Source organism: Pseudomonas sp. Z1-14, assembly GCF_051132005.1.
In the GTDB taxonomy this organism is placed as follows: Bacteria; Pseudomonadota; Gammaproteobacteria; order Pseudomonadales; family Pseudomonadaceae; genus Aquipseudomonas.
This window is the reverse complement of record NZ_CP071646.1, coordinates 897501-922124: the sequence shown is the minus strand read 5'-3', so window position 1 is coordinate 922124 and position 24624 is coordinate 897501. Positions and strand designations below refer to the sequence as shown.

General features: G+C 61.3%; 17 protein-coding genes, 1 tRNA gene, 2 rRNA genes and 2 pseudogenes (1 of these 22 cut by a window edge). 10 read left to right on the top strand and 12 right to left on the bottom strand.

Annotated features, from left to right (window positions below):
• Positions 1–154: 154 nt before the first annotated feature.
• Together J3P89_RS04340 and J3P89_RS04335 are read left to right on the top strand one after the other, a co-directional pair.
• Positions 155–2212: a methyl-accepting chemotaxis protein gene (locus J3P89_RS04340; RefSeq protein ID WP_434696794.1), complete on the top strand. Its 2058-nt coding sequence runs from the start codon at positions 155–157 to the stop codon at positions 2210–2212.
• A gap of 103 nt (positions 2213–2315) precedes the next feature.
• Positions 2316–2392, top strand: a tRNA-Met gene (locus J3P89_RS04335).
• A 125-nt stretch (positions 2393–2517) separates the two neighbouring features.
• Here J3P89_RS04335 and J3P89_RS04330 read toward each other — a convergent pair.
• A complete protein-coding gene (locus J3P89_RS04330) occupies positions 2518–3843 on the bottom strand; it encodes an APC family permease (RefSeq protein WP_434696792.1) in 1326 nt (441 codons plus the stop codon).
• 222 nt (positions 3844–4065) lie between these two features.
• Positions 4066–4887, bottom strand: a complete 822-nt coding sequence (locus J3P89_RS04325; RefSeq protein WP_434696791.1) for a carbon-nitrogen hydrolase family protein — start codon at positions 4885–4887, stop codon at positions 4066–4068.
• A gap of 124 nt (positions 4888–5011) precedes the next feature.
• Between J3P89_RS04325 and J3P89_RS04320 the strand changes: the two genes are divergently transcribed.
• A complete protein-coding gene (locus J3P89_RS04320) occupies positions 5012–5812 on the top strand; it encodes a helix-turn-helix transcriptional regulator (RefSeq protein ID WP_305498821.1) in 801 nt (266 codons plus the stop codon).
• 124 nt (positions 5813–5936) lie between these two features.
• Positions 5937–7781 (top strand): gamma-glutamyltransferase, encoded by a 1845-nt coding sequence (gene ggt, locus J3P89_RS04315; RefSeq protein WP_434696790.1) that lies wholly within the window; start codon positions 5937–5939, stop codon positions 7779–7781.
• Positions 7782–7941: 160 nt separating this feature from the next.
• On the opposite strand, the pseudogene J3P89_RS04310 reads toward ggt, so the two are convergent.
• Both J3P89_RS04310 and J3P89_RS04305 read right to left on the bottom strand, forming a co-directional pair.
• Positions 7942–8373, bottom strand: a pseudogene (locus tag J3P89_RS04310) (methyl-accepting chemotaxis protein); the annotation flags it as partial.
• A gap of 108 nt (positions 8374–8481) precedes the next feature.
• A pseudogene (locus tag J3P89_RS04305) lies at positions 8482–9168 on the bottom strand (PAS domain-containing protein); the annotation flags it as partial.
• 308 nt (positions 9169–9476) lie between these two features.
• Between J3P89_RS04305 and J3P89_RS04300 the strand changes: the two are divergent.
• Positions 9477–10895 carry a short-chain fatty acid transporter gene (locus J3P89_RS04300; RefSeq protein WP_434696789.1) on the top strand — a complete coding sequence of 473 codons (1419 nt, stop codon included), beginning with the start codon at positions 9477–9479 and terminating at the stop codon, positions 10893–10895.
• A gap of 112 nt (positions 10896–11007) precedes the next feature.
• A complete protein-coding gene (locus J3P89_RS04295) occupies positions 11008–12168 on the top strand; it encodes a hypothetical protein (protein WP_434628304.1) in 1161 nt (386 codons plus the stop codon).
• Between the two features lie 92 nt (positions 12169–12260).
• On the opposite strand, the gene can is transcribed toward J3P89_RS04295, so the two are convergent.
• Positions 12261–12905, bottom strand: coding sequence for a carbonate dehydratase (can, locus tag J3P89_RS04290; protein ID WP_434655675.1), 645 nt, complete (start codon positions 12903–12905; stop codon positions 12261–12263).
• Positions 12906–13038: 133 nt separating this feature from the next.
• Between can and J3P89_RS04285 the strand changes: the two genes are divergently transcribed.
• Positions 13039–13443: a serine kinase/phosphatase gene (locus tag J3P89_RS04285; RefSeq protein WP_434601841.1), complete on the top strand. Its 405-nt coding sequence runs from the start codon at positions 13039–13041 to the stop codon at positions 13441–13443.
• Positions 13444–13700: 257 nt separating this feature from the next.
• On the opposite strand, the gene rimI is transcribed toward J3P89_RS04285, so the two are convergent.
• Positions 13701–14153: a ribosomal protein S18-alanine N-acetyltransferase gene (gene rimI / locus J3P89_RS04280; protein ID WP_003205585.1), complete on the bottom strand. Its 453-nt coding sequence runs from the start codon at positions 14151–14153 to the stop codon at positions 13701–13703.
• Positions 14146–14931 carry an energy transducer TonB gene (locus J3P89_RS04275; RefSeq protein ID WP_434628299.1) on the bottom strand — a complete coding sequence of 262 codons (786 nt, stop codon included), beginning with the start codon at positions 14929–14931 and terminating at the stop codon, positions 14146–14148. Before J3P89_RS04275 ends, rimI begins: the two co-directional genes overlap by 8 nt.
• A 181-nt stretch (positions 14932–15112) precedes the next feature.
• Between J3P89_RS04275 and mksB the strand changes: the two genes are divergently transcribed.
• Genes mksB through mksF form a run of 3 tightly spaced genes read left to right on the top strand, consistent with a single transcriptional unit; the run spans position 15113 to position 19921 of the window.
• Entirely contained in the window at positions 15113–16393 is a 1281-nt protein-coding gene (gene mksB, locus J3P89_RS04270; protein WP_305498806.1) for an Mks condensin complex protein MksB, read from the top strand.
• Positions 16383–17084 (top strand): Mks condensin complex protein MksE, encoded by a 702-nt coding sequence (gene mksE, locus J3P89_RS04265; protein WP_434558641.1) that lies wholly within the window; start codon positions 16383–16385, stop codon positions 17082–17084. The genes mksB and mksE overlap by 11 nt, the downstream gene beginning before the upstream one ends.
• Positions 17081–19921, top strand: a complete 2841-nt coding sequence (gene mksF / locus J3P89_RS04260) for an Mks condensin complex protein MksF (protein WP_434696788.1) — start codon at positions 17081–17083, stop codon at positions 19919–19921. Before mksE ends, mksF begins: the two co-directional genes overlap by 4 nt.
• Positions 19922–20116: 195 nt before the next feature.
• Here the strand turns inward: mksF and J3P89_RS04255 are convergent, their stop codons facing one another.
• From J3P89_RS04255 to J3P89_RS04235, 5 genes are all read right to left on the bottom strand, one after another.
• Positions 20117–22420 (bottom strand): MlaD family protein, encoded by a 2304-nt coding sequence (locus J3P89_RS04255; protein WP_434571816.1) that lies wholly within the window; start codon positions 22418–22420, stop codon positions 20117–20119.
• Complete coding sequence (locus J3P89_RS04250) at positions 22413–23036, bottom strand: paraquat-inducible protein A (protein WP_434571814.1); 624 nt, start codon at positions 23034–23036, stop codon at positions 22413–22415. The genes J3P89_RS04255 and J3P89_RS04250 overlap by 8 nt, the downstream gene beginning before the upstream one ends.
• Positions 23023–23682 (bottom strand): paraquat-inducible protein A, encoded by a 660-nt coding sequence (locus tag J3P89_RS04245; protein ID WP_434696787.1) that lies wholly within the window; start codon positions 23680–23682, stop codon positions 23023–23025. The genes J3P89_RS04250 and J3P89_RS04245 overlap by 14 nt, the downstream gene beginning before the upstream one ends.
• Before the next feature lie 147 nt (positions 23683–23829).
• A 5S ribosomal RNA gene (gene rrf, locus J3P89_RS04240) occupies positions 23830–23945 on the bottom strand.
• Between the two features lie 164 nt (positions 23946–24109).
• Positions 24110–24624 (bottom strand): 23S ribosomal RNA (locus J3P89_RS04235) (it continues 2377 nt past the right edge of the window).

Sequence of the window (24624 nt, the reverse complement as noted above, 5' to 3'; positions counted from 1 at the left end):
TACAAAGGGGACCGAGAATGGGAAGTTTCGCTACAGAGCAGGCCCACAGAGCCAGCCTGGACAAACTTTCGAGGCCTTTTAAAAGGGCACCTGTTTCGACAAGCGTGTCGAAACGCACAAAAACAGTGCAAAGGGTGTTCAGGGGAGTATGGGCATGCAGGCTTTTCTATCACCGGGCATCCGGTTGCTGGGGCATTTTGGTTTCGCCCGTAAATTCCAATTGTTGTTCCTGTTGTTCATCCTGCCGCTCATGGGCAGCCTGTGGCTGATCGGCCAGGATTACCGGGACAAGCTCAACCTAATTTCCGGGGAACGTGCCGGGGTGCGTCAGTTGCTGGCGCTGGACAACCTGGACAACCTGCTCGCCGCCCAGCGCAATCGCGCGGCGCGCTGGAGAGCAACGGAAACCAACCGCCAACCGACCCCGGCGACACTGGCCGCCATGGCCGCGTTCGATGCCGTGCAACCGGCGCTCAACCAGGCCGCCAGCGACCTCGGCGCGACCCTGCAAGCCGAAGGCGCGGAGGCCGACACCCTCGCCCGCTATCAGACATTGCAAACCAGCCTCAACGGCCTGGATTCCAAAAGCCTCGGCACGGTCGGTTGGTGGCCGGACGGCTATGATCGTTTCACCGCGGCCCTCGGCGCGCTGCAAGCGTTGCGTGAACAGATCGTCATGGACAATCGCCTGACGCTCGCCTCCTGGCTGGAAACCTATCTGCTGACCCAGATCTCGACCCAGCAGACACCCGACCTGATCGAACGTGTCGGCCGCCTGGCCAGCGTTGGCCAGGCCTCGGTGGTGTCAGGCCAGTTCACTTTGCAGAGCCGCCTGCAACTGCGCGACTTGCGCAGCCGCATCGGCGATGCCCGGGACCAGTTGGTCAAGACCGGTGCGCTGCTGGAAACGCGCCTGCCCAGCGAGCTGCAAACCTGGGCCGGCCAGTTCCAGGGCAGCCTGAAAAACCTCGACGGTGGTTTGAAAATCCTCGATGACGGCGTGTTCGGCGGCGCCATCAATCTCAAGCCGGAAGGCTTCGAGAAACAGATGGATGCCCTCCTCCTCGATCTGGCGACCCTGCGCCAACAATCATTGACCGCTCTGGATAACCGGCTGGAGCACTATCACAGCTCGGCGATCCGTCAGTTCACCTTGGTGGCCACCGTGCTGGGCTGCCTGCTGCTGGCCGCGCTGTATCTGTTCATCTGCCTGCAGACCTCGATCCGGCGCAGCGCCAGCGGCATCACCGTGCTGGCCGAAGCCCTGCGTGACGGGAACCTGAGCGTGCAAGTGCCGGTGCAGGGCCGCGACGAACTGGCGGCGATCAGCACCGCTCTCAACGTCGCCGTGGTGCAATTGCGCAACAGCCTGCTGGGCGTCGACCACGAGACCCTGCAACTGAGCGATGCCGTGCGCACCCTCAACACCCATTCCAGCGGAGCCCTGGGCGAGGTCGAGGCACAACAGATACAGATCAGCCAGATCGCCGCTGCCGCGACGCAACTGGCGGCAACGTCCCAAGGCGTCGCGAGAAGTTGTGAACAGGCATCCGACAGCGCCCAACAGACCCGCCAGATCGCCGCCGACAGCAGTCGCGACAGCCAGCGCACCACGGCGAGCATCCAGCAACTCAACCAGCGTCTCAACGAAACCGCCGCGGCGCTGGGCCGGGTCAGCGAGCAGGGCCAGCAGATCCAATTGGTGGTCGACACCATTCGTGGCGTGGCCGAGCAGACCAACCTGCTGGCGCTCAACGCCGCCATCGAGGCCGCCCGCGCCGGCGAACAAGGCCGCGGGTTTGCCGTGGTTGCCGATGAAGTGCGCAGCCTGTCGCAGCGCACCCAGTCCTCGACGCAGCAGATTGCCGGCACCGTCGACAGCCTGCGCGCCACGGTCAACGAGGCCGTCAACCTGATGGAAGCCGCCTGCGGCCAGGCCCAGACCGACGCCCAAGCCGTCACCGGGCTTGGCGAACGACTGGGCGAAATTGCCAGCGCCGTGCAAAGCGTCACCGATACCCTGGCGCAAATCGCCACCGCGGTTGACGAACAGGCCAGCACCGCCGACGAAGTCAGCGGCAATATCCAACAGGTGGATCAGGCCGCCATGCGCTTGCTGGAAGGTGCCCGCGCCGTGAACCTGGCGGCGGACACATTGAGCCAAGGCAGCCAGGCCTTGAGCGCGAACACGGGGAGATTTCAACTCAACTGACGAGCGCTGGCGGCGGGGATGGATAAGCGGTTGAAAGCGCAGAGAAATATTTTGGATTCACGCTTGACACATCTTCGTTACCAGCGAATAATGCGCGCCACTTGGCTACATAGCTCAGTTGGTTAGAGCATAGCATTCATAATGCTGGGGTCCGGGGTTCAAGTCCCTGTGTAGCCACCAAGTCCTGTTCAAAGATGTTCTCGAATGTCTTTGAACAACAAGAAGCCCGCCTAGTGCGGGCTTTCTTGTTTCTGGCTGTATCTCCTTCTCCCCTCCTTCGTATATCCCTCCAGGTTGCAGTGCGGTTATGCAGTCTCCTGGAAATCCATCTCCGGTGGCTGGCGCTGGAAGCCGCCCGTCAGCACCGCCAGGTACACCACGCCGATCGCCAGCCAACTCAGGCCAAGATAGATCGCCAGGTGGTCGAGGCTGACCATCAGCCACACATCCGCTGCCAGCCCTATGAACGGGAACAGCAGGAACAATACGAATTCACGCGGGCCCTTCTTTTCTGCGCCGATCCAGTAGTGAAAGATCACCGACAGGTTCACCAGGCTGAACGCCAGGAACGCGCCGAAGTTGATGAACGAGGTGGAGGTGGTGACGTCCAGTTTCAGCGCCAGCAACGCGACCACTGCGCACAACAGGATGCTGTTGATCGGCGTCCCGAAGCGCTCATGCAAGGTACCGAAGAAGGATTTTGGCAGCACACCGTCACGGCCCATGGCGAACAGCAGCCGCGAGCCGCTGGCCTGAGCCGACAGCCCCGACGCGAACTGACCAACGATCAGGCCGATCAGGAAGATCGACACGAACAGGTCGCCACCGATATTGCGGGCAATTTCATAGGCCGCCGCATCGACGCTGTCGAACTGGAACGACGGATGCGCGGCCTGCACGAAATACGACACGCTGACGAAGATCAATCCGCCGATCAGGGTGATCAGCATGATCGCGCGCGGAATGGTCCGGCGTGGGTCGCGGGTTTCTTCGGTCAAGGTGCTGACCGCGTCGAACCCGAGGAACGAATAACAGGCAATGGCCGCACCGCTCATGATCAGCGGCATCTGCATGTCTCCATTGAAGAACGGCTTGACCGACCACAACGGTGTGCTCGCATCACCACCGATGTAATGGACGCACAGCGCAACGAAGGCGATCAGTACCAGGAACTGCACCAGCATCAATAACGCGTTGATACCGTTGGCCAGTTTCAGACCGACGATATTGATCGCACTGGTTATGCCGATGAACAGCAGCACCCAGATCCACTGCGGCACCGCCGGGAATGCGGAATGGAGGTAGGCCGCGCCGATCAGCCAGATCGCCATGGGCAGGAACAGATAATCGAGCAGCACCGCCCAACCGGCGATGAACCCGAGTTTCGGGCTGATCGCCTTGCGCACGTAGCTGTAGGCCGAACCGGCGACGGGAAACGCTGCGGCCATGCGGCCGTAGCTCATCGCGGTGAAAAACATCGCCACCAATGCCGCGAGATAAGCGGCGGGGACCATGCCGGCGGTGGACTGAGCGAGGATGCCGAAGGTGCCGAGGACAATGATCGGTGTCATATAAGCGATGCCGAACAGCACCACCGACCCCAATGACAGGGTGCGTTGTAAACGAGCCATGAGCGACTACTCCGAATTATTGGATTTATGGCAGAGCCGAGTTCGGCGCAAGTTTTCGGGTGTTACGTTGTTGTTCTGGTTTTTCTTCAGCAAAGAGATTTTGCTGCTCAGGGCCTCTTCGCGCGCGGGCCCGCTCCCACAGTTGATCTCTGGCGTTCACACACCCAGTGTGGGAGCGGGCCTGCCCGCGAAGGCGTCAGCCCTACCCACACAGGATCAGGATCAACGCGCAGGAATCAGCAGCTCGCGCAACCCACAGGCATGCTCGACAATTTCCCCCGGCAACTTCAGGCGCTGATCATCCAGATACCGATAATCATGCCGCGCCGCCGTCAGCTGGTTCAGGTCCAGCTCCACCGCAAACTGCCCTTCCTCCCGCCCGGCCTCGAACAACAATTTGCCCAGCGGGTCCACCAACGCACTGCCGCCTGCAAACACCAACCCGCCGTCGCCCTCTTCCACCCGGTTGACCATCAGCGCAAACGCCTGGTTTTCCTGGGCGCGGGCCATGATCGCGGTGCGGTGGGTCGGGCCGTAGGGGTCCATGTTGCCGTTGGTGACGATCAGCAGTTCGGTCCCCAGTTGCGCCAGGGCCCGGGCGGTTTCCGGGAATTCGATGTCGTAGCAAATCAGCAGGCCGACCCGCACACCCTTCCATTCACACGTGGCGTAACGGTCGCCGGCCTCGAACACCCCGCGATCCGACGCCCACAGGTGTGTCTTGCGATATCTCAGCGCAATGCCTTGTGGCGTGACCAGCAGCGTGGTGTTGTAAAAGCGGCCGCGGTCGTTCTCGGCCACGCCGATCACCACGGCAACGTCATGTTCCCGAGCCGCAGCGAGCACCGCGCTGACGGTCGGACCGTCCAGCGGTTCGGCGGTTTCTGCCACCGTCTCAAGCGACGGAAACCCCATCAGGTGGGTTTCGGGGAACACGATCATCTGCGTATTGGCGGCACACGCGGCAATCGCCTTGAGCGCGCGTTCGAGGTTGTAAGCCGTGGCGTTATCACGGCCCGCCAACTGGGCGAGTTCGACTTTCATGGGTATTCCTTGTTCTTGATCGGCGGGTAGAAAGATTGCCCGCTCGGTGTCTGTGCGCCAGTATGCGCAGCAAGCCCGCGGCCGGGAAATCACGCCGCTGGGGTAACCCGATAGGGGTAGGGGCATGACACTTTCGCTGGATGACATCGCGTGGCACCGCTCGGTCGGGCAACTGATCGACGCCTTGGACAAGCCCAATTTCTGGACGCAGCTGGTACGGCTGTTGGATCAGTACGTGCCCTTCGACAGTTGGGTGGCGCTGCTTTTCAGTGCCGACCAGCGCCCGCAAGTGTTCGCCGAGTGCCCGGGCGCGGACGGCAGCCCCGATCAGTTGTTCCAGGATTACCTGCGCGGTTTGTATCTGCTCGATCCGTTCTACATCGCCTGTCGCGAGCAGTCGCGCACCGGGCTGTATCGCCTGTCGGAAGTCGCACCGGAACATTTCGAGCTGACCGAGTATTACCAACGCTACTTTCGGCTGAATGTGGTATCCGATGAAATCCAGTTCAATTGCCAGCTCGAAGGCGACCGCACGCTGTGCCTGTCGTTGGGCAGCAAGCAGCGCTTCAGTGGCGAGCAGATTGCGCTGCTGTCGCTGATCCAGCCTTGGGTACTCGGCTTGTTGCGCCAGCGCCTGCCTTACGAAATTAATGAAGTCGTGGCCCTCGCGCCAGCACCGTCGCAAGTCGACTGGCGAGTGCAGCTGGAAGCGTCAGTGCAGCAGCTCAAAGGCGCGCAATTGACGGCGCGGGAATTGGATGTCGGGCGCTTGATGCTCAGTGGCTGCTCCAGCAAGGAAGTCGCCCGCAAGCTGGAAATTTCTGTCGAGACCGTGAAAGTACATAAGAAGCACATGTACAGCAAACTGGGGATCAAGTCCCAGTCCGAGCTGTTTTCGATTTTTCTCCAGGCGCAGAATGCCTGACGTGTCTATCGGAGCGACGCTGAAAAGCGCTTATTGAAAGAAGCACGCCCTTGCTGATTTGCGCCCCACGTCCCGCATCGCTACAGTCGGCCTCAATATCCCTGGCCCATGGATGGAGCGACACGTGCTTTCAGACCTCAAACCGAATCTTCATCGCCTGTCAGCCGTTTCGCTGCTGGCCGTCGCCCTGACACTTGTTGCCTGTAAGACGCCGCCCGCCTCCACGACTGCCCCGCCATTGCCCACCGCTCCGGAAATCGCTTCCGGCTACCGCACCGACCTGCAGACTCGCCACGCCGACCGGCACATGGCCGCTGCGGCCAATCCTCTGGCGGCCGAGGCCGGGCGGGAAATGCTCCGGCGTGGAGGCTCGGCCATCGACGCGGCGATTGCGATGCAGGCAGTGCTGACGCTGGTGGAGCCGCAGTCTTCCGGCATCGGCGGTGGCGCGTTCATTGTGCTGTGGGACGGCAAGGCGGTGCGCACCTACGACGGTCGCGAAACGGCACCGGCCGGCGCCAGCGAAAAACTCTTCATCCAGGCCGACGGCAAACCCATGCCGTTCACCGCCGCGCAGATTGGCGGCCGTTCGGTAGGCACGCCTGGCGTGTTGCGCGCGCTGGAACTGGCTCATCGCAAACACGGTCGCCTGGAATGGTCGACGCTGTTCGAGCCGGCCATCAAACTGGCGGAACAGGGCTTCAGGATTTCCCCCCGGCTGCACTCGATGATCGCCGCCGATACAGCCTTGCCCAGCTCGCCCGAGATGGCCGCCTATTTCCTCAACGCCGATGGCAGCCCGAAAGCGGTGGGCACGCTGCTGAAAAATCCTGCCTTGGCCGGCGTACTTTCGCGTATTGCCCACGAAGGTCCCAGCGCTTTGTATGAGGGGCCGGTGGCTGCGGAGATCGTCGCCAAAGTGCAAGGCCATGGCAATCCCGGCAGCCTTTCGCTGAGCGACCTCAAGGGTTACGCCGCCCGGGAACGCGCGCCGTTGTGCACCGACTACAAGCGCTGGCAAGTCTGTGGCATGGCGCCACCGTCGTCCGGCGGGATCGCCGTGGCGCAGATCCTCGGGACATTGCAGGCCCTGGAACATCGCGACAGCCGCTCGGCCCTCGCGCCGTTGAAACCGCTACCGTCAGACAAGCCCGCGGGTATCGAGCCGGCGCCGCAAGCGGTGCACCTGATTTCCGAGGCTGAACGCCTGGCCTACGCCGACCGCGCCCAGTATGTCGCCGATGCGGACTTTGTCCCGGTGCCGCTCAAGGGTCTGGTCGACCCGGCTTATCTGGCCAGTCGCGCGAACCTGATCGGCCCACGCAGCATGGGTATCGCCAAGCCCGGCACACCGCCGGGTATTCAGGTGGCCTACGCACCGGACCGCTCGCCCCTGCGCATTTCCACCTCGCAAGTGGTGGCGGTGGATGACCAGGGTGGCGCCGTGTCGATGACCACCACGGTGGAGTCGGCCTTCGGTTCGCACTTGATGGTGCAGGGCTTCATGCTCAACAACCAGATGACCGATTTCTCGTTCATACCCGAAGAGAACGGACAGAAAGTCGCCAACCGCGTCGAGCCCGGCAAACGCCCGCGATCGTCCATGGCGCCGACGCTGATCTTCGATCGCCAGAGTGGCGAATTCCTAGCCGCGATTGGTTCGCCGGGCGGATCGCAGATCATCGAATACGTCGCCAAGTCGGTGATCGGCCTGCTGGACTGGAACCTGGACCCGCAAGCCGCCATCAACCTGCCCAACTTCGGCAGCCGCAACGGCGCCACCGAACTGGAGCAGGGCCAGTTCAGCCCGACGCTGATCCAGGCGCTGAAAGACCAGGGCCACACGGTGAGCGAGATCGACATGACCAGCGGCACCCAGGCCATCGTTCGGGTGCGCGATGCGCAAGGCAAGGCTTCACTGGCTGGCGGGGCGGATCCGCGGCGTGAGGGAGAGGCGCTGGGGGATTGAGCGCGCGGGGATCAGGTGAGGCCCGCTTGGTTTGATGGTGGATGGGTTGACGCCTTCGCGAGCAGGCTCGCTCCCACAATGGATCTGCGTGATACCTGTGACAACCCCGATCAACTGTGGGAGCGCGCCTGCTCGCGAAGGCGGCTCACTCAGCAAGTTCTCAAGTCGACAGCTGATTGGCGAACTGGCTCACCGCATCCACCACCTTTTTCGCCCCGTCCTGGATCTCGACGATGACCGTTCCCGCCTCGGCTGCCAGGGCCAGGCCCTGTTCGGCCTGATGTTGACCATCGGTCATCAGCGCCACGGCATTGCGAGCCATGTCCTGGTTCTGGCGGACCACGCCGATGATCTCGTCGGTCGCCTGACTGGTTCGCGAAGCCAGTTGCCGGACCTCATCGGCGACCACTGCGAAACCCCGTCCCTGCTCACCGGCCCGAGCAGCCTCGATGGCCGCGTTGAGCGCCAGCAGGTTGGTCTGCTCGGCGATGCCGCTGATGGTCTTGACGATGGTCCCGATGACCAGGGATTGCTCGTTCAGGGCCTCGATACCTTGACCGGCGGTTTGCATGTGTCGGGCCAGGTCACGCATCACGTCCACCGCCTGGGTCACGACTGTGGTTCCGCGCTGGGCGCTGCTATCGGTCTGCAATGACGTGCTGTAGGCGATGCTGGCGGCTTCGGCGACGGCTTTTTCCTGGTTGACCTGATCGGTGATATTGGTCGCGAACTTGACCACTTTGTAAAGACGCTCGTTGGCGTCGAGTACCGGATTGTAGGACGCCTCCAGCCACACCTCACGGCCATTGCTGTCGATGCGCTTGAAGCGGCCGGCGACAAATTCCCCGTTGTTCAGGCGTTTCCAGAAGTTCTGGTAGGCCGCGCTGTTGTACTCCTCGGGTTCGCAAAACGTGCGGTGGTGCTTGCCCTTGATCTGCGCAAGGTTGTAGCCCATGGCATTGAGAAAACGATCGTTCGCTGTCAGGACGTGGCCGCCCAGGTCGAACTCGATCACCGCTGTCGAACGCACCAAGGCGCCGATCAGGTTTTCATGCTCGCGGGAATTTTCGATGGTGCGGGTCAGGTCACTGGAATACATCGAGAAATAGCGGATTCGCCCATTGGCATCCCGTACCGGCTGGAGGATCGAGCGTAGCCAGGCCTCGTCGCCGTTGCCTCGTACCAGGCGAACGGCACCGGAGAAGTGCTCACCGCGGGTCAGCGCGGTCTTGAAACGAATCTGGAATTCGTTGGACCTCAGGTAGGCCGGCACCAGGTCCTCGACAGCGCGGCCAATCAAGTCCTGGCTCTTGTAGTGCATCTCATCGAGAAAGTTCTGATTGACCGATTGCACCCGCCCCTCGGCGTCCAGGGTCAGCGCCAACATCTCTCGATCCAGGCTTTCCTTGACTTGCATGATGCTCGAGAGTTCTTGGCGAAGAGCCAGCAGCTCCTGCTTGAGGCGGGTGTTGAACATGGGCATGCTCCGGCAGGCAGAGAATCTGTTGTGTTCCCATGCCATCGGCTTGGCGATTTGTTTCTGAAGAGTGCCGCTGGTCGGCCTGAAAAATAATCCAGTGGCGCTCGAACGCCGGTCCGGCTTCCACGGTCATTGGAATGTTCCGCCGTTGGCGTCCGACCGCTGATGCTTCGTCGCACCAGATACCCATAACCATAAAAACCGAGGTGATTGCCGTGACCACTGACATTGAAGACAGCCGCTCCGCCCGCTTCGCATTGCGCTGCTCCAGTTTCGCCGAGCGCTGGTTTCCCGACTCCTGGGTCTTCGCCGCGCTGGCGGTGCTGGTGGTCGCAATCGCCACGCAGTTCATCGGCGCGACGCCCACGGCAGCGGCGATGGCGTTTGGCGATGGCTTCTGGAGCCTGATTCCGTTCACCATGCAAATGGCCTTCGTGGTGATTGGCGGTTACGTGGTCGCCAGTTCGCCGCCCGCCGTCAAGCTGATCGATCGCCTGGCACGGATTCCAAAAAACGGCCGCAGCGCGGTGGCCTGGGTGGCCTTGATTTCCATGGTCGCGTCGCTGCTCAACTGGGGCCTGTCGCTGGTGTTCGGCGGCCTGCTGGTGCGGGCACTCGCCCGGCGCAGCGACTTGAAAATGGATTATCGCGCCGCTGGTGCCGCCGCCTATCTGGGCCTGGGCGCGGTGTGGGCGCTGGGATTGTCTTCATCGGCCGCGCAACTGCAGGCCAACCCGGCCAGCCTGCCGCCATCGATCCTGTCCATCACGGGCGTCATTCCGTTCACCCAGACCATTTTCCTCTGGCAGTCCGGGGTGATGTTGCTGGCGCTGATCGTGATTTCGCTGATCGTCGCCTACGCCACCGCTCCAGGGCCCAACAGCGCCCGTGATGCCGCCGCCTGCGGGATCGATCCGAGTTTCAGCATGTCGGCGTTGCAGCCTCGCACCCGTCCAGGAGAATGGCTGGAACACAGCCCGCTGTTGACCATCGCCTTGGTGCTGCTGGCTGCCGGCTGGCTGTTCCATGAGTTTTCCACCAAGCCTGCGATCAGTGCCATTTCCGGGCTGAACACCTACAACTTCCTCTTCATCATGCTCGGTGCATTGCTGCACTGGCGCCCGCGCAGCTTTCTCGACGCCGTGGCCCGCGCGGTGCCGACCACCACCGGGGTGTTGATCCAGTTTCCGCTGTACGGTTCGATCGCCGCGCTGCTGACCACGGTCAAGGGCAGCGACGCGCAGACGCTGGCCCACCATATCTCGACCTTTTTCGTACAGATCGCGTCGCATGACACCTACGCCTTGTTGATGGGCGTCTATTCGGCGGTGCTGGGCTTCTTCATTCCCTCGGGCGGGGGCAAGTGGATCATCGAAGCGCCCTACGTCATGCAGGTGGCCAATGACCTGAACTATCACCTGGGCTGGGCGGTGCAAATCTATAACGCCGCCGAGGCGCTGCCGAACCTGATCAATCCGTTCTACATGCTGCCGCTGCTGGGTGTCCTGGGGCTGAAGGCCAGGGATCTGATCGGTTTTTCGTTTGTACAGTTGCTGGTGCACACCCCTCTGGTGCTGGTACTGCTCTGGGCCTTGGGGACCACGCTGACCTATTTGCCGCCGGTGATGCCATAAAGCCATAAAAAAGGGCCGATATTTACATCGGCCCACTTCTTCTTCGGCTCCGTCTGTTTCAGTATGGATACACCCTGTTCAAAGGGACCCACACGCTGAAAAGGATCTGAGCATGTCCAAACTCGCCGTATTCTCTCTCGCCGCCCTGGCCTTCAGTGCCGCCGCCCATGCCGCCGACATCGATGTACAACTGGGCAGTACCGAACGTGTCACCCGTCTCTTCGCCTACCCCAACAACTGCAACGTCATCTGTTTTCGCAACTGGACGCTGGAGCAGACCGTCGAGCATTACCTGACGCAAAGCGTGCAACGCGACGGCTACGGTGCGGCCAAGGTCAGCGTCAAGCGCGATAACGACATCGTCTACGCGAACATCAGCGGGGTGCCGAAAAGCTACGGCCAACCGCTGGCCGCCCTGCTCAACGCCGGAGACCTGGCGTACAACGGCGCGACGAAACTCAACAATGACAAAAAGTGGGCCTACAACTGGTACCTGTTCCTGCCCCTGGGCATGGCCCTGGAAAACCGCAAGAGCGTCGAGTTGCTGCACTTCCCGCCGGATTACTCGCTGACCCAGGCCCAGGATTACCTCGAATCGGCCACTACCGACCGCTGGGCCACGCTGCTGACCGCCAATGGCATCGCCGCCGACCAGACGCCGGCTTACCAGACGATCATCGACATCGCGCCGATCGCCGCCCCGTCCAACGCCGGCCAGGCGCTGGAAGGCGTCTACGATTATTTCAACGACTACCAGACCACCATGGTCAAGCAGGTCAGCCAGAACGCCAGCGGCAATGCACTGCCGATGGTGGCCTTCGGCGCCCCGGTTCGGAACTGGATCAAGACCCAGTACGGCCCGACCGTGAATGTGCTCGGCCTGGCGACCATCACACCGACAGAAGGCGTCAAGGTTCCGGTACTCGGCTCCAATCACCCCAGCTATATCTGGTACGCCGCCGACCCTGAAAGCTATGACGGTGACCAAGCCAAGGCAGATGCTGCCGGCTTGAAAGTCATGGGACAGGACCTGAGCGCCGCATGCTGGCAAGCCGGGATGGGCAGCAAGCCCGATACCGATCCGACCCAGCAACTGAGCCAATGCACGCAGACCTGGCAGGTTACCCAGAAAGAGAAGACCTGCGAGTTGTTCTATACCTCGATTCGCAAACTGACGCCGGCCGAAGCGGCGACAAAATGCGCGGCGCCGGCGATCAAGTCGCAACTTCAGCAATTGAAGGTGCCGATGCCGCTGCCAGCTGAATCAGTCTGAACCTGACGGAGCCTTCCCGCGTGAGCCTTGGCTGACGCGGGAAAGCGCCGCTGCCGTCAATCAGCGACGATGCTGATCACTGACGTCTACGCTCAGGGCGCGTCTACAGGACGCAAGCGATACTGCGGCGGCAACTGCTCGAAACCGCTGATCGTGGTGTCCAGGCTTTTCCAGCGCCCGTCCTTGATCCCGTAGATGCAACCATGAATGGACAGTTTCTGCCCGCGGTGCCAGGCATTCTGGACGATGCTGGTGTGACCGACGTTCGCCACCTGCTGGATCACGTTGAGTTCACATAGGCGGTCGACCTGTTCCTCTTCGGTCGGCAATTTGGCCAACGCTTCGCGGTGCTCGTAGTACAAGTCGCGAATCGAGCGCAGCCAGCCGTCGATCAGGCCGAGCTGGCGGTCCTGCATAGAGGCACGCACGCCGCCGCAGCCGTAATGGCCGGTGACCAGGATGTGCTTGACCTTGAGCACGTCCACCGCGTACTGGATCACCGAAAGGCAGTTCAGGTCGGTGTGCAACACCACGTTGGCCACGTTACGGTGCACAAACAGATCACCTGGCAACATGCCGACAATTTCGTTGGCCGGCACTCGCGCGTCGGAGCAGCCGATCCACAGGTATTCGGGGGTTTGCTGACGAGCCAGCTTGGCGAAGAAGTCAGGATCCTCCTGCTTGATCGCATCGGCCCAGCGCGCGTTGTTATCAATCAGATCTTGTAATTCATTCATGCTGTCCAGCCTCGATAGAGAGTGCGCAACTGTGACAGACGACCGCCGGTCGAGGTCACGTCGGCAGCGCGTTGGAATTCCTGGCACCGCAGCCGGTCGACTCATAGTAAGGCCCACAGTATGAGGAATTGCCATGAATGATTCACGACGTCCCTACGATGCGGTGCAACCGGAACCCATCGACGACAACGAAGACCGCATGGGCTCGATGCGCGAGCTGGAATTCGATGACGATGAATACGAGGCCAGGATCGGCGACGAGCTGCCTGAAAACGAGCGCGAGCAACTGATACCGGACGAACGTGTGCGCGAAGCAGGCATGACGGGGGCTTCGATGGATGACCGCCAGCCGACCGACGATGATCTGAGCCCCGAGACCCTGATCCGTGATGATGGCGCCAGGGACGCCCTGGAGGCCGGTGAAGGTGAACAGGCCGATTGGGACCTGAGCGTCGTGGATGAAAATGATATCGGCGGCGGCGACGGCCTGGACGAAGCGGAAATGGCCGATATCGACCCGTTGAATGGCAAGCGCTGAACAACCTCGCCAGTCCCTTGTGGGAGCGAGCCTGCTCGCGAAAGCGGTGGTTCAGCTTGCAGTGATGCCGACTGTACTGCCGCCATCGCGAGCAAGCTCGCTCCCACATTAGCCTTCTGCTTGCCTTAAATCTGATGTACGCCGCCAATCCCCTGTGGGAGCGAGCTTGCTCGCGATGGCGGTGATTCAGCTTGCATCAATGCTGAATGTACCGCCGTCTTCGCGAGCAAGCTCGCTCCCACATGGGTCGTGGCAGTTCAGTCCACCAAGGTACAGGCCATGACCACCGCATCTTCACGCCCGCCCACCGCCGGGTAGTAATCCCGCCGCCGGCCAATCTCGTTGAAACCGTAACGCTCATACAACCGGAACGCCGTGCGATTGCTGTCGCGCACTTCCAGGAAGCATTCGCGTGCCTCCGCCTTGTAGGCAATCGACATCAAGTGTTCCAAGAGCCGCAAACCCAGGCCGCGCCCCTGGTTTTCCGGCTTGACGGTGATATTGAGCAGGTGCGCTTCATCGAGGATTATCTGCACCACGCCATGGCCGACTTGCTGCTGGCCTTCGAACATCAACCAGATCTGGTATTTGCCCAGCCCGTCGAGAAATATCCCGCGGGTCCAGGGATGGCTGTAGGCCGCGTATTCGATCTTCAGTACAGCGTCGAGGTCCGCCTCGGTCATCGGGCGGAACGATACAGCGTCACTCATTCGATTCTTTCCAGCGCGCCATCAGCCGGCGCATGGCTTGCCAGACGTCAGCCTTGTGGCGTGGCGTTTCCATTAACGATTCCAGTCCAGGCAATGCCCAGGCCGAGCCCAGGCCTTCGACCTGCAACTCACGGTTGAACGCTTCGGCATCCGCCTCGCCGGCGAACCTCACTGCCGGCAGGCCGATCAGCCACAGACACACGCACGGTTCATCTTCCAGACGCGCCGAAACAAATCCCTGGACAAAATCCCGCGCCGCCTCCGGCCCCTGGTCCATCGTGCCGCGCGACAACAATGGCCAGCGCACCGGCTCGCCGATGATTTGCGGGCTGTCCGGCAGGCCGGCGGCACGCAGCATGTCCTTGAGCAGCAAATAGGCTGGATCGCGGCTCTGGAAGGGTTCGCCGGTGGGTAACTCCACCAGCAGCAGGCAACGCCCGGCTCGCAGCAGTTGCAGGGCGAAACGTGGCGGCGGCACCTGTGCAACCTTCACCGGGGCCGGCGCTTCGTCGACCTCTTCCACCGGTTTGGCGTTGGTCCGGGTCGAGGCCAGGCTCGGACGCGGGACTTCGACTTTCGGCCGTTCGACAGCGGGCGCCAACGGTTCGGCAACGGTCTTGGCGACGGGCGCGGCCTGGGGCGGCGCGACCTCCATCGGCTCAGGCGCTTCCAGCAGCTCGGGCCGCGACGGGGCGGCAAATGGCAATTCGGTACGCGGCAGCCAGTTGACCACCTGCATGGCGGTCAGATAGGCGCGGCGGCGGGACTCGATAAGCAAAGGGTCGGCCACTTGTGGATAACTGAAGTGGGGAGGATTCTACCGCCCTTCGGCGCGGATCGCTTCCCTGTTGAGCCGATAGTTGAGCGATACGCGACGACAGTCCGTCTCGGGGGTGAATAGCAACCGGCGCGATGCAGTACAATCGCCGCTTTTAATTGCCAACCCGACGGCCATTGCGATGATCGAACCCAAGCGCGTCTTGCGCGCCCTTGCTGAACACTGGGCATTGCTGGAACCTTTGTGCGAGCACTTCGACCAGGGCACCCTGAGCCTCAACGAACTGCGTTCACAACTGGCCGCCCAACAACTGGACAGCACGCCCCAGGACATTACCCACCTGCTGGACGTGTGGATCCGCCTGGACATCCTCGTGCCGGTGGCGAAAAGCCCCAACCGTTTCGAGCTCAACGCCCAGATCCACGACTTCCTCGCCTACCTTCGCCGCGAACACCGCCTGGGCCTGTGCCTGGAAATCGAAGCCTACCTGCGCCACCTCGAGCGCCTGGCCGGTTACATCCAGGACGCTTTCGAGGTGCGCGACGGCAATGACCTGGCCCGCCAGTTGCGCTTGCTGGACATGCGCGTGCGCGACGTCCTGAAGAAGCTCGCCAACGATGAGCAGGCACTGGTGGCCGTGGCCGAACGGGCCAAGACCAGCGACCGGCAGATTCCGCTGCGCCAGCGCTACGCCGAAGTACTGGCGACCTGGGACGAATACGTCGAACCGATGATTCAGTTGGTGAACGCCGACGGCGCCTTCGAGCAAGGCGTGCGCAAGGTCGAGAACGTGCTGTTGCGCATGCTCACCGAACAACAGCGCCTCGGCCACCTTGTCGACGACGACATGCTGCTGCGCACCCATGCACGCATCCTCGAAATGCAGACCAGCGCCCAATTGACCCTGCGCCACGCCCGGGAACTGCTCCTGCCGCTGCGTGAAGAGGCCCGCCGCCACAACGCCGTGACCCGTGGCGCGGCGCTGGCCCTGGCGGCCATTCGCCGCAAGGGCATCGATGCCGTGCCGCAAGCCGCCATGCCGCTGTTCACCCGGCCGCAAAGTACGTTTTTGGGCAGTGCCAGCCAGGTCGAAGCCTATGTCTACGCCCTGGCCCGTTTCGAGCCCAAACCGGCGCGCTTTCCAAAGTCCCACAAGACCCACAAGGGCGGTGAGGCACCACGGGCGCCGCGAACCGTGCGCGAGATGGTCGAGCGTTGCGAAGACGCCCTGCCGATGCCGGACCTGATGAGCTGGCTGCTGGAGCAGGAACCGGACGGCGCCACCGACGAATTGCTGTACTGGTTCTCGCGCCTGTCGCGGGAAAAACGTTTCAAGCGCGAGCGTCTGGAACGCCGCGATTATCACACCCACGAGCATCAGGTCAGCCTGCGCTCCTTCGCCCTGCTCTCGGCCGGCGACACCGCCGCCGAGGATTCTGCGAGCATCCCCCATGCATCTTGATCTATCCGAACTGTCCCAGCTGGCGCCGATCTTTCGCGAGCTGTTCAAGGGTTACCACGTCAGCCGCCGCGACCCGGAGCTGTACGCGCAACTGTCGAACTTCCAGGACCAGTACCGCACGCTGTTCAAGGCCCTGGGCTTCGAACTGGTGTGCGATACCCGCGGCTTCTATTACTTCGTCCCCGACCTGGCCGCCGCCGCGGTGAACAAGACCGCCCAGCGCCTGGCCCTGTTCACCTTCATCCTCGTCGAACACCTGGCCGATCAGGGTCGCGACCCAATCGCCGTGCTCGACGGTGGCAGCCTCGGCCGCGATGAGTTGCCGTCGCTGCTGGAAAAATACCGCGACCTGTTCATCCAGGCCGAAGTACAGACCCAGGAAGAGCTGGAAGAAAAAATCATGCGCCGCATGACCCAGCTGGGTTTTGCCAGCGAAGAAAACGGCGTGTATCGCTTCCTGCCGCCGATGCATCGTTTTCTCGACGTCTGCCTGTCGGTCCAGCAGGACCGCGACCTGGCCGCTAGCCTGCACAGCGTGTTGCCGCTGCCGGCGCCGGTACTGATCGACGAAGACAGCGACGAAAAACTGCTGCAGACCGATGACCCGCTGGACCTCAGTGAATTCGACGGTGAAAGTGAAGAAGACGCACTGGCCCGTGCCATTGCCGAAGAACAGGAGACCGACGCATGAGCACGGAACGCTACGGCATCCGCCGCTTTGCCCTTTTGAACACCGCCGGCTATAGCCTCGGCCTGTTCCCGCTGGAAGAACCGTTATCAGTTTACGGCGCGAACAACCTCGGTAAATCCGCCTCGATCAACGCTTTGCAGTTCCCGATCCTGGCGCGCATGTCGGACATGAGCTTCGGCAAGTACAGCCTGGAGCAATCCCGGCGTTTCTACTTCGCCTCGGACACCAGCTACATCCTCGTGGAAGTTGCCCTGCCCCACGGCCCGCACGTGATTGGCGTGGTCGGTCGCGGCCCTGGCGGCGGTTTCGGCCATCAGTTCTTTGCCTACGCCGGCAAACTGGACCTGGCCCACTATCAGAAAGATGACACTTGCCTGCGCCAGAAAGAGCTGTTCACCAATCTGGAGCGCGAAGGCCTGAAGGCCTACGAACTCAAGCCGGATGAACTGCGTCGTCTGCTGGTCGGCGGACACACCTCGATTCCCCTGGACCTGACGCTGATCCCGCTGCGCTCCACCAGCGAGCAAAGCCTCAAGACCTTCCGCGCGTTGTTCATCAACCTGCTGCACATGCGCGAAATCACCGCCGCCAAGCTCAAGCAACTGTTCCTCGATGCCTTCGAGCACAGCCTGCGCTCCGGCAGCGTGGACTACATAGCCGCGTGCGAAGAAGCCTTCCGCGACGTGCGACGCATGGAACAGGACTACAACTCCCTGGTGGCGGCCGGCCCGTTGGTGGAAGCCTTGGCCAACGGCGTGAAGCAGCGCGATATCCTGCGCGGCAAACTGCATCGCCTGTCGCCATTGCTCGACTCGCTGCTGGGCACCTGGTCGGACTATGCGAGTGCGCGCAAGGAAGAGCTGACCATCCAGGCCGAGCACTACCGCAACGAGCAGGATTCGCTGCAGAACGACCAGCGCGGCGGCACCCAGGAGCTGATGCGCCTGGAGCGTGAAATCAGCGGCATCCAGCGCTGGCTCGGCGAACTGTCGGTGCTCAAGCATCGCTTTGCCCTGGTGGACAACGTCAAGGTCCTGGAGCAGCAACTGCTCGCCGCCAAAGACGCCCACGACGAACTGGCCGGCGCTCTGGCTCAGTCCCGGCAGTTCAGCGCCGAAGACCTGGAAGAGCGCCTGCGGGATCTGGAAAAACGCCTGAAGTCGGTCAAGCAGCAACTCGATCACGCCGACAACAACAGCTACGCCCGCCTGCGCGAAGAATTCTCCCAGCAGGACGTCGAGCGCCTGATGCGCCTGTTCAACAGCGCTTTGTTCAGCCTGCCGCTGGGCGAACACGGCATCGCGCTGGACGAGAATGGCGAGTGGGTCAAATCCATGGAGCTGATTCTCGACGGCTTCAAGGGCGAGCGCTTCGAAGTGCCCGGCCTGTCCATCGACCTGTCCCACATCGAACCGCCGGCCCTGCAAGCGCTTGCCGACCGCGCCGCGCTGCGCGATCAGAAAGAGCGTCTGGAAAAAGAGCTCAAGCAGCTCAAGACCCAACAAGCCGTGGCCGCCGACCGTGCCGCGAGCAAGACCCAGACAGAAGCGCTGTACCAGCAGGTGCTGGATGCACAGAAAGCCCTGGAGGATTTCCGTCGCACCCAGACCTTGAGCGCCGAGGAAAGCGAGAAACTCGAGCAACTGGCGCAGATGGAAGCCGCCCAGGACGAACTCAAGCGCTCCAGCGATGCCTTCACCGAGCGCGTCCAGCAATTGTCCGCCAAGTTGCAACTGGTGGGCCGGCAGATCGCCGACATGGAAGCCAAGCAACGCACCCTCGACGATGCCCTGCGCCGTCGTCAGTTGCTGCCGGCGGACCTGCCATTCGGCACGCCGTTCATGGACCCGGTCGACGACTCCATGGACAACCTGTTGCCGCTGCTCAACGATTATCAGGACAGTTGGCAGGGCCTGTTACGGGTCGATGGCCAGATCGAAGCGCTGTACGCCCAGGTGCGCCTCAAGGGCGTGGCCAAGTTCGACAGCGAAGACGACATGGAGCGCCGTCTGCAACTGCTGATCAACGCCTATGCCCACCGCACCGACGAAGCCCTGACCCTGGGCAAGGCGCGCCGTGCGGCCGTCACCGACATCGCCCGGACCTTGCGTAACATCCGCAGCGACTACGACAGCCTCGAACACCAGTTGGCGCTGTTCAACCGCGAGATCAACAAGCGCCAGGTGTCCAACCTGCAAAGCTTCCGCATCGTCCTGGCGCCGAACAAGGAAGCGCTCAAGCACATCGACCAGATCATCCACAGCGCCGGCCAGTACGAAGAAGGCGAGACGCTGTCGGTGTTCGATCTGAGCCAGAGCGCCGAGCAGGACAACAAGAACGAAGAAGCCAAGGAATACCTGGCGCGGCTGGTGGCGGCAAACCACAACCAGCTCGGCCTCAAGGACCTGTTCGAACTGGCGTTCGAGATCACCAAGGTCAACGGCCAGCCAGTGATCCACACCGACATCGACGGCGCGGCGTCCAACGGCACCACCATGACCATCAAGGCGCTGACCAACATGTACTTGTTGCTGCACCTGATGGACCGCGAACAGGCTGGTCGCGTGCGCCTGCCGTACTATCTGGACGAAGCGGCGGACATCGACGAGAAGAACCAGGCAGCGCTGCTGGAAACCAGCTTGCAACTGGGCTTCGTGCCGATCCTCGCCAGTGTGAAGCCGCAGGTTTGCGCCAGTGTCGCCATCGACCTGGAAGGCGGCAGCGGCCCGAACGGCATCTACATCGACGAGGCGGACTGGAAGTACATCCGTCGTCACGATGCGGTGAAAGCCACGGTGAACGTCCAGGCCGATGAGCCGGAGCTGGATCCGGTCTGAGGTGAATAGCCGGGTATGAAAAAGGCCGCGATCCATTGGATCGCGGCCTTTTTTGTTATCGCATACTCCGTGGCGAGGGAGCTTGCTCCCGCTCGACTGCGCAGCGGTCGCAGGCTTTGGGGCCGCTACGCCCGAAGCGTCGGACCGGCCCAGCGGGAGCAAGCTCCCTCGCCACAGGTGTCACATCCTATAAGCTCACTTGCCGAGCGTGATCTTCGGCGCCCAGGTCAGCCACTCATCTTCAAACTTGTCGAACAGCGGGAACGTCTGCTGCGGCCGCGCCGGGTTGCCCATCCGCTCGCCGTCCGGTGTCGCAAAAGCGATACCGCCCTGGATCAGTGTCTCCAACGACTCGGTCCGCACCGTCGCGCCCTTGAACAGGCCGAAGTCCAGGCCAAAACCGCTGCTGTTCCAGAAGCGAGTGCCGCTGCGCACCAACGGCGCATACTTGGGCTCGATCAGGATATGGACCAGCACCCGGTCCGCCGTCTGGCCCAATTCGTATCCCGTGACTTTACCCACCGTCACCTCGCGATAGGTCACCGGCACGCCAATCTTCAACGAACCACGGCGCGCCGCACTCAATACCAGGCTCAAACCAGCCTCCGGAACCGCGCTTTCGGGTGGTTCGGCCAACGCAACAAAGCTTTTCTGTGGGCCCTGGCTTTTCACAGCGGGCTGCACTTCGATGTATTGACCGGTCACCAGGGTTTCCAGGTTCGACGTCTTCATCAACCCCAGCTCTGGCTTGACCACCCAGAACTGGGTCCCGACGCGGGCGATACGCTCCGGCACCTCGGTGATACGCGCGGTGACCAGCACCGACTGCATGTCGGCGCTGAGATCGACGTTCTCGATCTTGCCCACATCCAGCCCCTTGAAACGGATCGGCGTACCGCTGCGCAAGCCGTCGGCGCGATCGACCTTGATCGTCACGACCGTGCCGTTCTGCTGTGCCGCTTCGCGGTCTTCATGCAAACGGAACCGAGGGATGCGTCTTTTCAACGGTACATTCGGCTCCGGCGTCTCGAAGGCGATCCCGCCGGCCATCAGGCTCTGCAGGGACTCGCTCTTGACCTGTATCCCGCCAGTCAGACCGCCCGTGAGGGTGACGCCGCTGGCGTTCCAGAATCGCGTCGAACCGTTCACCAACCCTTCGTATTCCTTCTCGATGTGCACACCGATGATCAACTGTTTTTTCTTGCGGGAGAATTGGTAGCTCTGCACCGAGCCGACCTTGACCTGCTTGTAGAGAATCGGACTGCCGACTTCCAGCGATCCCAGATTCTCAGTCAGCAGCACCAGATGCAGGCCAGGGGAACGCAGGTCCAATGGCGGAGCCTTCGCCCTGGCTTCGAATTCGCGCTGCGGCGCCGCGCCCTTGTCGCCCGGGCGCACGGCGATGTAGTTACCCTTGACCAGCGCTTCGAGGCCAGTGATACCCGCGAGGGAAATCGATGGCTTGACGACCCAGAACTGAGTGCCGGTCACCAGGTAGTCCTCGGCCAAAGGATCAAGGGTCAGCTCGGCGCTGGCGCTGGACAAGTCGGGGTCGACCTTCAACGTCTTCAGGCTACCAACCTGGATACCTTTGTACATGACCGGCGTGCGCCCCGCCTGTAACCCTTCGAAATCGCTGAGCTTGACCTTTACCCGGATCCCGGCGGCGGCCGCATCGAAGTCTTCGTACAGACGAAACGGCAGGCTTGGGTCCGTGGGCGGGCTGTCCTTGCGGTTTTCCGGCGTGGCGAACGCGATACCGCCGGCCACGATACTGGCCAGTGATTCACTGCGTACTTTGACGCCCGACAGGTTGGCATCGATGCTGATGCCGCTGGCGTTCCAGAACCGTGTGTGTTTGCGAACCAGGCTGGCGTAGGTCGGCTCGATGAAGACCTTGACCTCGACTGTGCGCTGATCTTCGGACAGGGAATAACTTTTCACCTGGCCAACTTGAATCTGTTTGTAGAAAACCGGGCTGCCACGGTCCAGCGAACCCAGGCGCTCAGCCTTGATTGTCAGGTGCAAACCTGGTTTGGCGTCCGATAGCGGCGGCTCTTCGGCCAAGGCCTTGAACTTGCGTGTCGATTCGCCTTCTCCCGGGCTTATGGCCACGTAGTTGCCTGATACCAGCGTCTCCAGGCCGGTGATCCCGGCCAGGCTCACACTCGGCTTGACCAGCCAGAAACGTGTGCCGGTCTTGAGGTATTGCTCGACGTCCTTGTTCATTTCGACGGTCGCGATAACGCCTTTCGAGCTGCCCTCGTCATCAAGCGTAAGGTCCTTTACCTTGCCCACCGTCATGCCTTTGTAGACGATCTCGGTCTTGTTGACCTGGATGCCCTCACCGCTTTCAAAACGTACGCTGATCTCGATACCGGTCTCGTTATAAGCCCGCCAGCCGAGCCAACCGCCGATGATCAAGGCAATCAGCGGCAAGACCCAGATGGCCGACCAGTTCGAAGCCGGTCGGGTTTTAGCAGTAGGCAAATCAGTCATGGTCGTCATCCGACTCCGTGTTATCCCAAATCAGTCGGGGATCGAAGGTAACTGCGGCAATCATTGTCAAAATCACTACGCTGGCAAAGGCGATGGCACCGAGACCGGCTTCAACACTGGCAAGCCGCCCGAAATTGACCACCGCCACCAGGATTGCGATTACGAAAATGTCCAGCATCGACCAGCGGCCGATGAACTCAATGAAGCGATACATGAGGATGCGCTGACGCGCGGACATTGGCTGGTGCCGTTGCACCGAAAACAACAACAAGGCGAGCCCCACCAGCTTGAAAGTGGGCACGACGATACTGGCAACAAACACCACCGCGGCAATGGGGATCATGCCGTGCTGAACCAGCTCGATGACGCCGGCCATTATGGTGCTGGGCGATCCCTGGCCCAGCGAATTGATGGTCATGATCGGCAGCATATTGGCCGGAATATAGAGAATCGCGGCCGTGATCAATAATGCCCAGGTCCGCATGAGGCTGTTCGGACGACGGGGATGGATGCGTGCGCCACAACGGGAGCAGGTCTGTTTGTCAGCGCCTGCATCCTGTCGATTCAACTCGTGACATTCGACGCAGATCAGAATGCCCGCATCAATCGCCCGCATGAGAATCCTCTCCTGACAGCGCCTGCCAGATCTGATGCGGTGACATCACCACTTCCAGCCAGACCTGAACCAGCAACAAGCTGACAAAACACACCAGGCCCAGGCCCACGGTAATAGCCGCCATGTCGGCAAGTTTGACGATGGCAACCAGCACGCCCATGAAATAGACCTCGAGCATCCCCCAATCCCTTAAGTGATGGTAAGTGCGGTACAACAACAAGCCGTAACTTCGCCCGACGTTCCAGCGAATGCTCAGCAGCACAATCAGCTGACAGAGCAACTTGAGCAGCGGAATCCCCATGCTGCACAGGAACACCACCACCGATACACCGTGCATACCGGTACTGAACAGCCCGACCACGCCACTCCAGACGGTGTCCTGGGACGACTGTCCGAGCAGATTGAGCTGCATGATGGGTAAAAAGTTCGCCGGCACAAACAACAGCAAAGCCGCAACTACCAGGGCGAGGCTACGTTCGACCACGTTATGTCGGTGTGCATAAAGTTCGTATCCACAGCGGGGGCATTCGGCTTTTTCGCCGCGGGCAAGCTGTGGCTTGCGCATCAACAAGTCGCATTCATGACACGCCACCAGACCGTCCAAGGGTAGATCTGACAACCTATCGATGTCTGACGGATCGGGCATATAGCGCTCTGGCTCAACTAAGGTGGGGCTATTCTAGTGCGCCAGCTCGAAAATAACTGCGCAAATTTACCACGAGCTTCGGCCGGTTTTATTACAGATAAAACAAAACCCCTACCTGCGTCAGCAGATAGGGGTTTCGGAATTTAATCTTGACGATGACCTACTCTCACATGGGGAAACCCCACACTACCATCGGCGATGCATCGTTTCACTTCTGAGTTCGGGATGGGATCAGGTGGTTCCAATGCTCTTTGGTCGTCAAGAAATTCGGTAGCCAGCGCGTGCCTTGCGGTCACGTTCCAGCGAATGGGTATGTGATAGTTTGTGGGTTTTGACTCGAACTTTCGGTTCATTTCGTCTTCACACACCGCAATCTGGCGCCTTTCTCCGTTTCCAGAGCAGGATCAGCAAATTGCTTGGGTGTTATATGGTCAAGCCTCACGGGCAATTAGTACAGGTTAGCTCAACGCCTCACAGCGCTTACACACCCTGCCTATCAACGTCGTAGTCTTCGACGGCCCTTCAGGGGACTCAAGGTCCCAGTGAGATCTCATCTTGAGGCAAGTTTCCCGCTTAGATGCTTTCAGCGGTTATCTTTTCCGAACATAGCTACCCGGCAATGCCACTGGCGTGACAACCGGAACACCAGAGGTTCGTCCACTCCGGTCCTCTCGTACTAGGAGCAGCCCCTCTCAAATCTCAAACGTCCACGGCAGATAGGGACCGAACTGTCTCACGACGTTCTAAACCCAGCTCGCGTACCACTTTAAATGGCGAACAGCCATACCCTTGGGACCGGCTTCAGCCCCAGGATGTGATGAGCCGACATCGAGGTGCCAAACACCGCCGTCGATATGAACTCTTGGGCGGTATCAGCCTGTTATCCCCGGAGTACCTTTTATCCGTTGAGCGATGGCCCTTCCATACAGAACCACCGGATCA

What these genes read in the sequence shown, in the direction of transcription:
- J3P89_RS04340 (WP_434696794.1), top strand. Translation starts at nt 155, where the DNA reads ATGCAGGCTTTTCTATCACCGGGCATCCGGTTGCTGGGGCATTTTGGT.
- J3P89_RS04330 (WP_434696792.1), bottom strand. Translation starts at nt 3,843, where the DNA reads ATGGCTCGTTTACAACGCACCCTGTCATTGGGGTCGGTGGTGCTGTTC.
- J3P89_RS04325 (WP_434696791.1), bottom strand. Translation starts at nt 4,887, where the DNA reads ATGAAAGTCGAACTCGCCCAGTTGGCGGGCCGTGATAACGCCACGGCT.
- J3P89_RS04320 (WP_305498821.1), top strand. Translation starts at nt 5,012, where the DNA reads ATGACACTTTCGCTGGATGACATCGCGTGGCACCGCTCGGTCGGGCAA.
- J3P89_RS04295 (WP_434628304.1), top strand. Translation starts at nt 11,008, where the DNA reads ATGTCCAAACTCGCCGTATTCTCTCTCGCCGCCCTGGCCTTCAGTGCC.
- can (WP_434655675.1), bottom strand. Translation starts at nt 12,905, where the DNA reads ATGAATGAATTACAAGATCTGATTGATAACAACGCGCGCTGGGCCGAT.
- J3P89_RS04285 (WP_434601841.1), top strand. Translation starts at nt 13,039, where the DNA reads ATGAATGATTCACGACGTCCCTACGATGCGGTGCAACCGGAACCCATC.
- rimI (WP_003205585.1), bottom strand. Translation starts at nt 14,153, where the DNA reads ATGAGTGACGCTGTATCGTTCCGCCCGATGACCGAGGCGGACCTCGAC.
- mksB (WP_305498806.1), top strand. Translation starts at nt 15,113, where the DNA reads ATGATCGAACCCAAGCGCGTCTTGCGCGCCCTTGCTGAACACTGGGCA.
- mksE (WP_434558641.1), top strand. Translation starts at nt 16,383, where the DNA reads ATGCATCTTGATCTATCCGAACTGTCCCAGCTGGCGCCGATCTTTCGC.
- mksF (WP_434696788.1), top strand. Translation starts at nt 17,081, where the DNA reads ATGAGCACGGAACGCTACGGCATCCGCCGCTTTGCCCTTTTGAACACC.
- J3P89_RS04255 (WP_434571816.1), bottom strand. Translation starts at nt 22,420, where the DNA reads ATGACTGATTTGCCTACTGCTAAAACCCGACCGGCTTCGAACTGGTCG.
- J3P89_RS04250 (WP_434571814.1), bottom strand. Translation starts at nt 23,036, where the DNA reads ATGCGGGCGATTGATGCGGGCATTCTGATCTGCGTCGAATGTCACGAG.
- J3P89_RS04245 (WP_434696787.1), bottom strand. Translation starts at nt 23,682, where the DNA reads ATGCCCGATCCGTCAGACATCGATAGGTTGTCAGATCTACCCTTGGAC.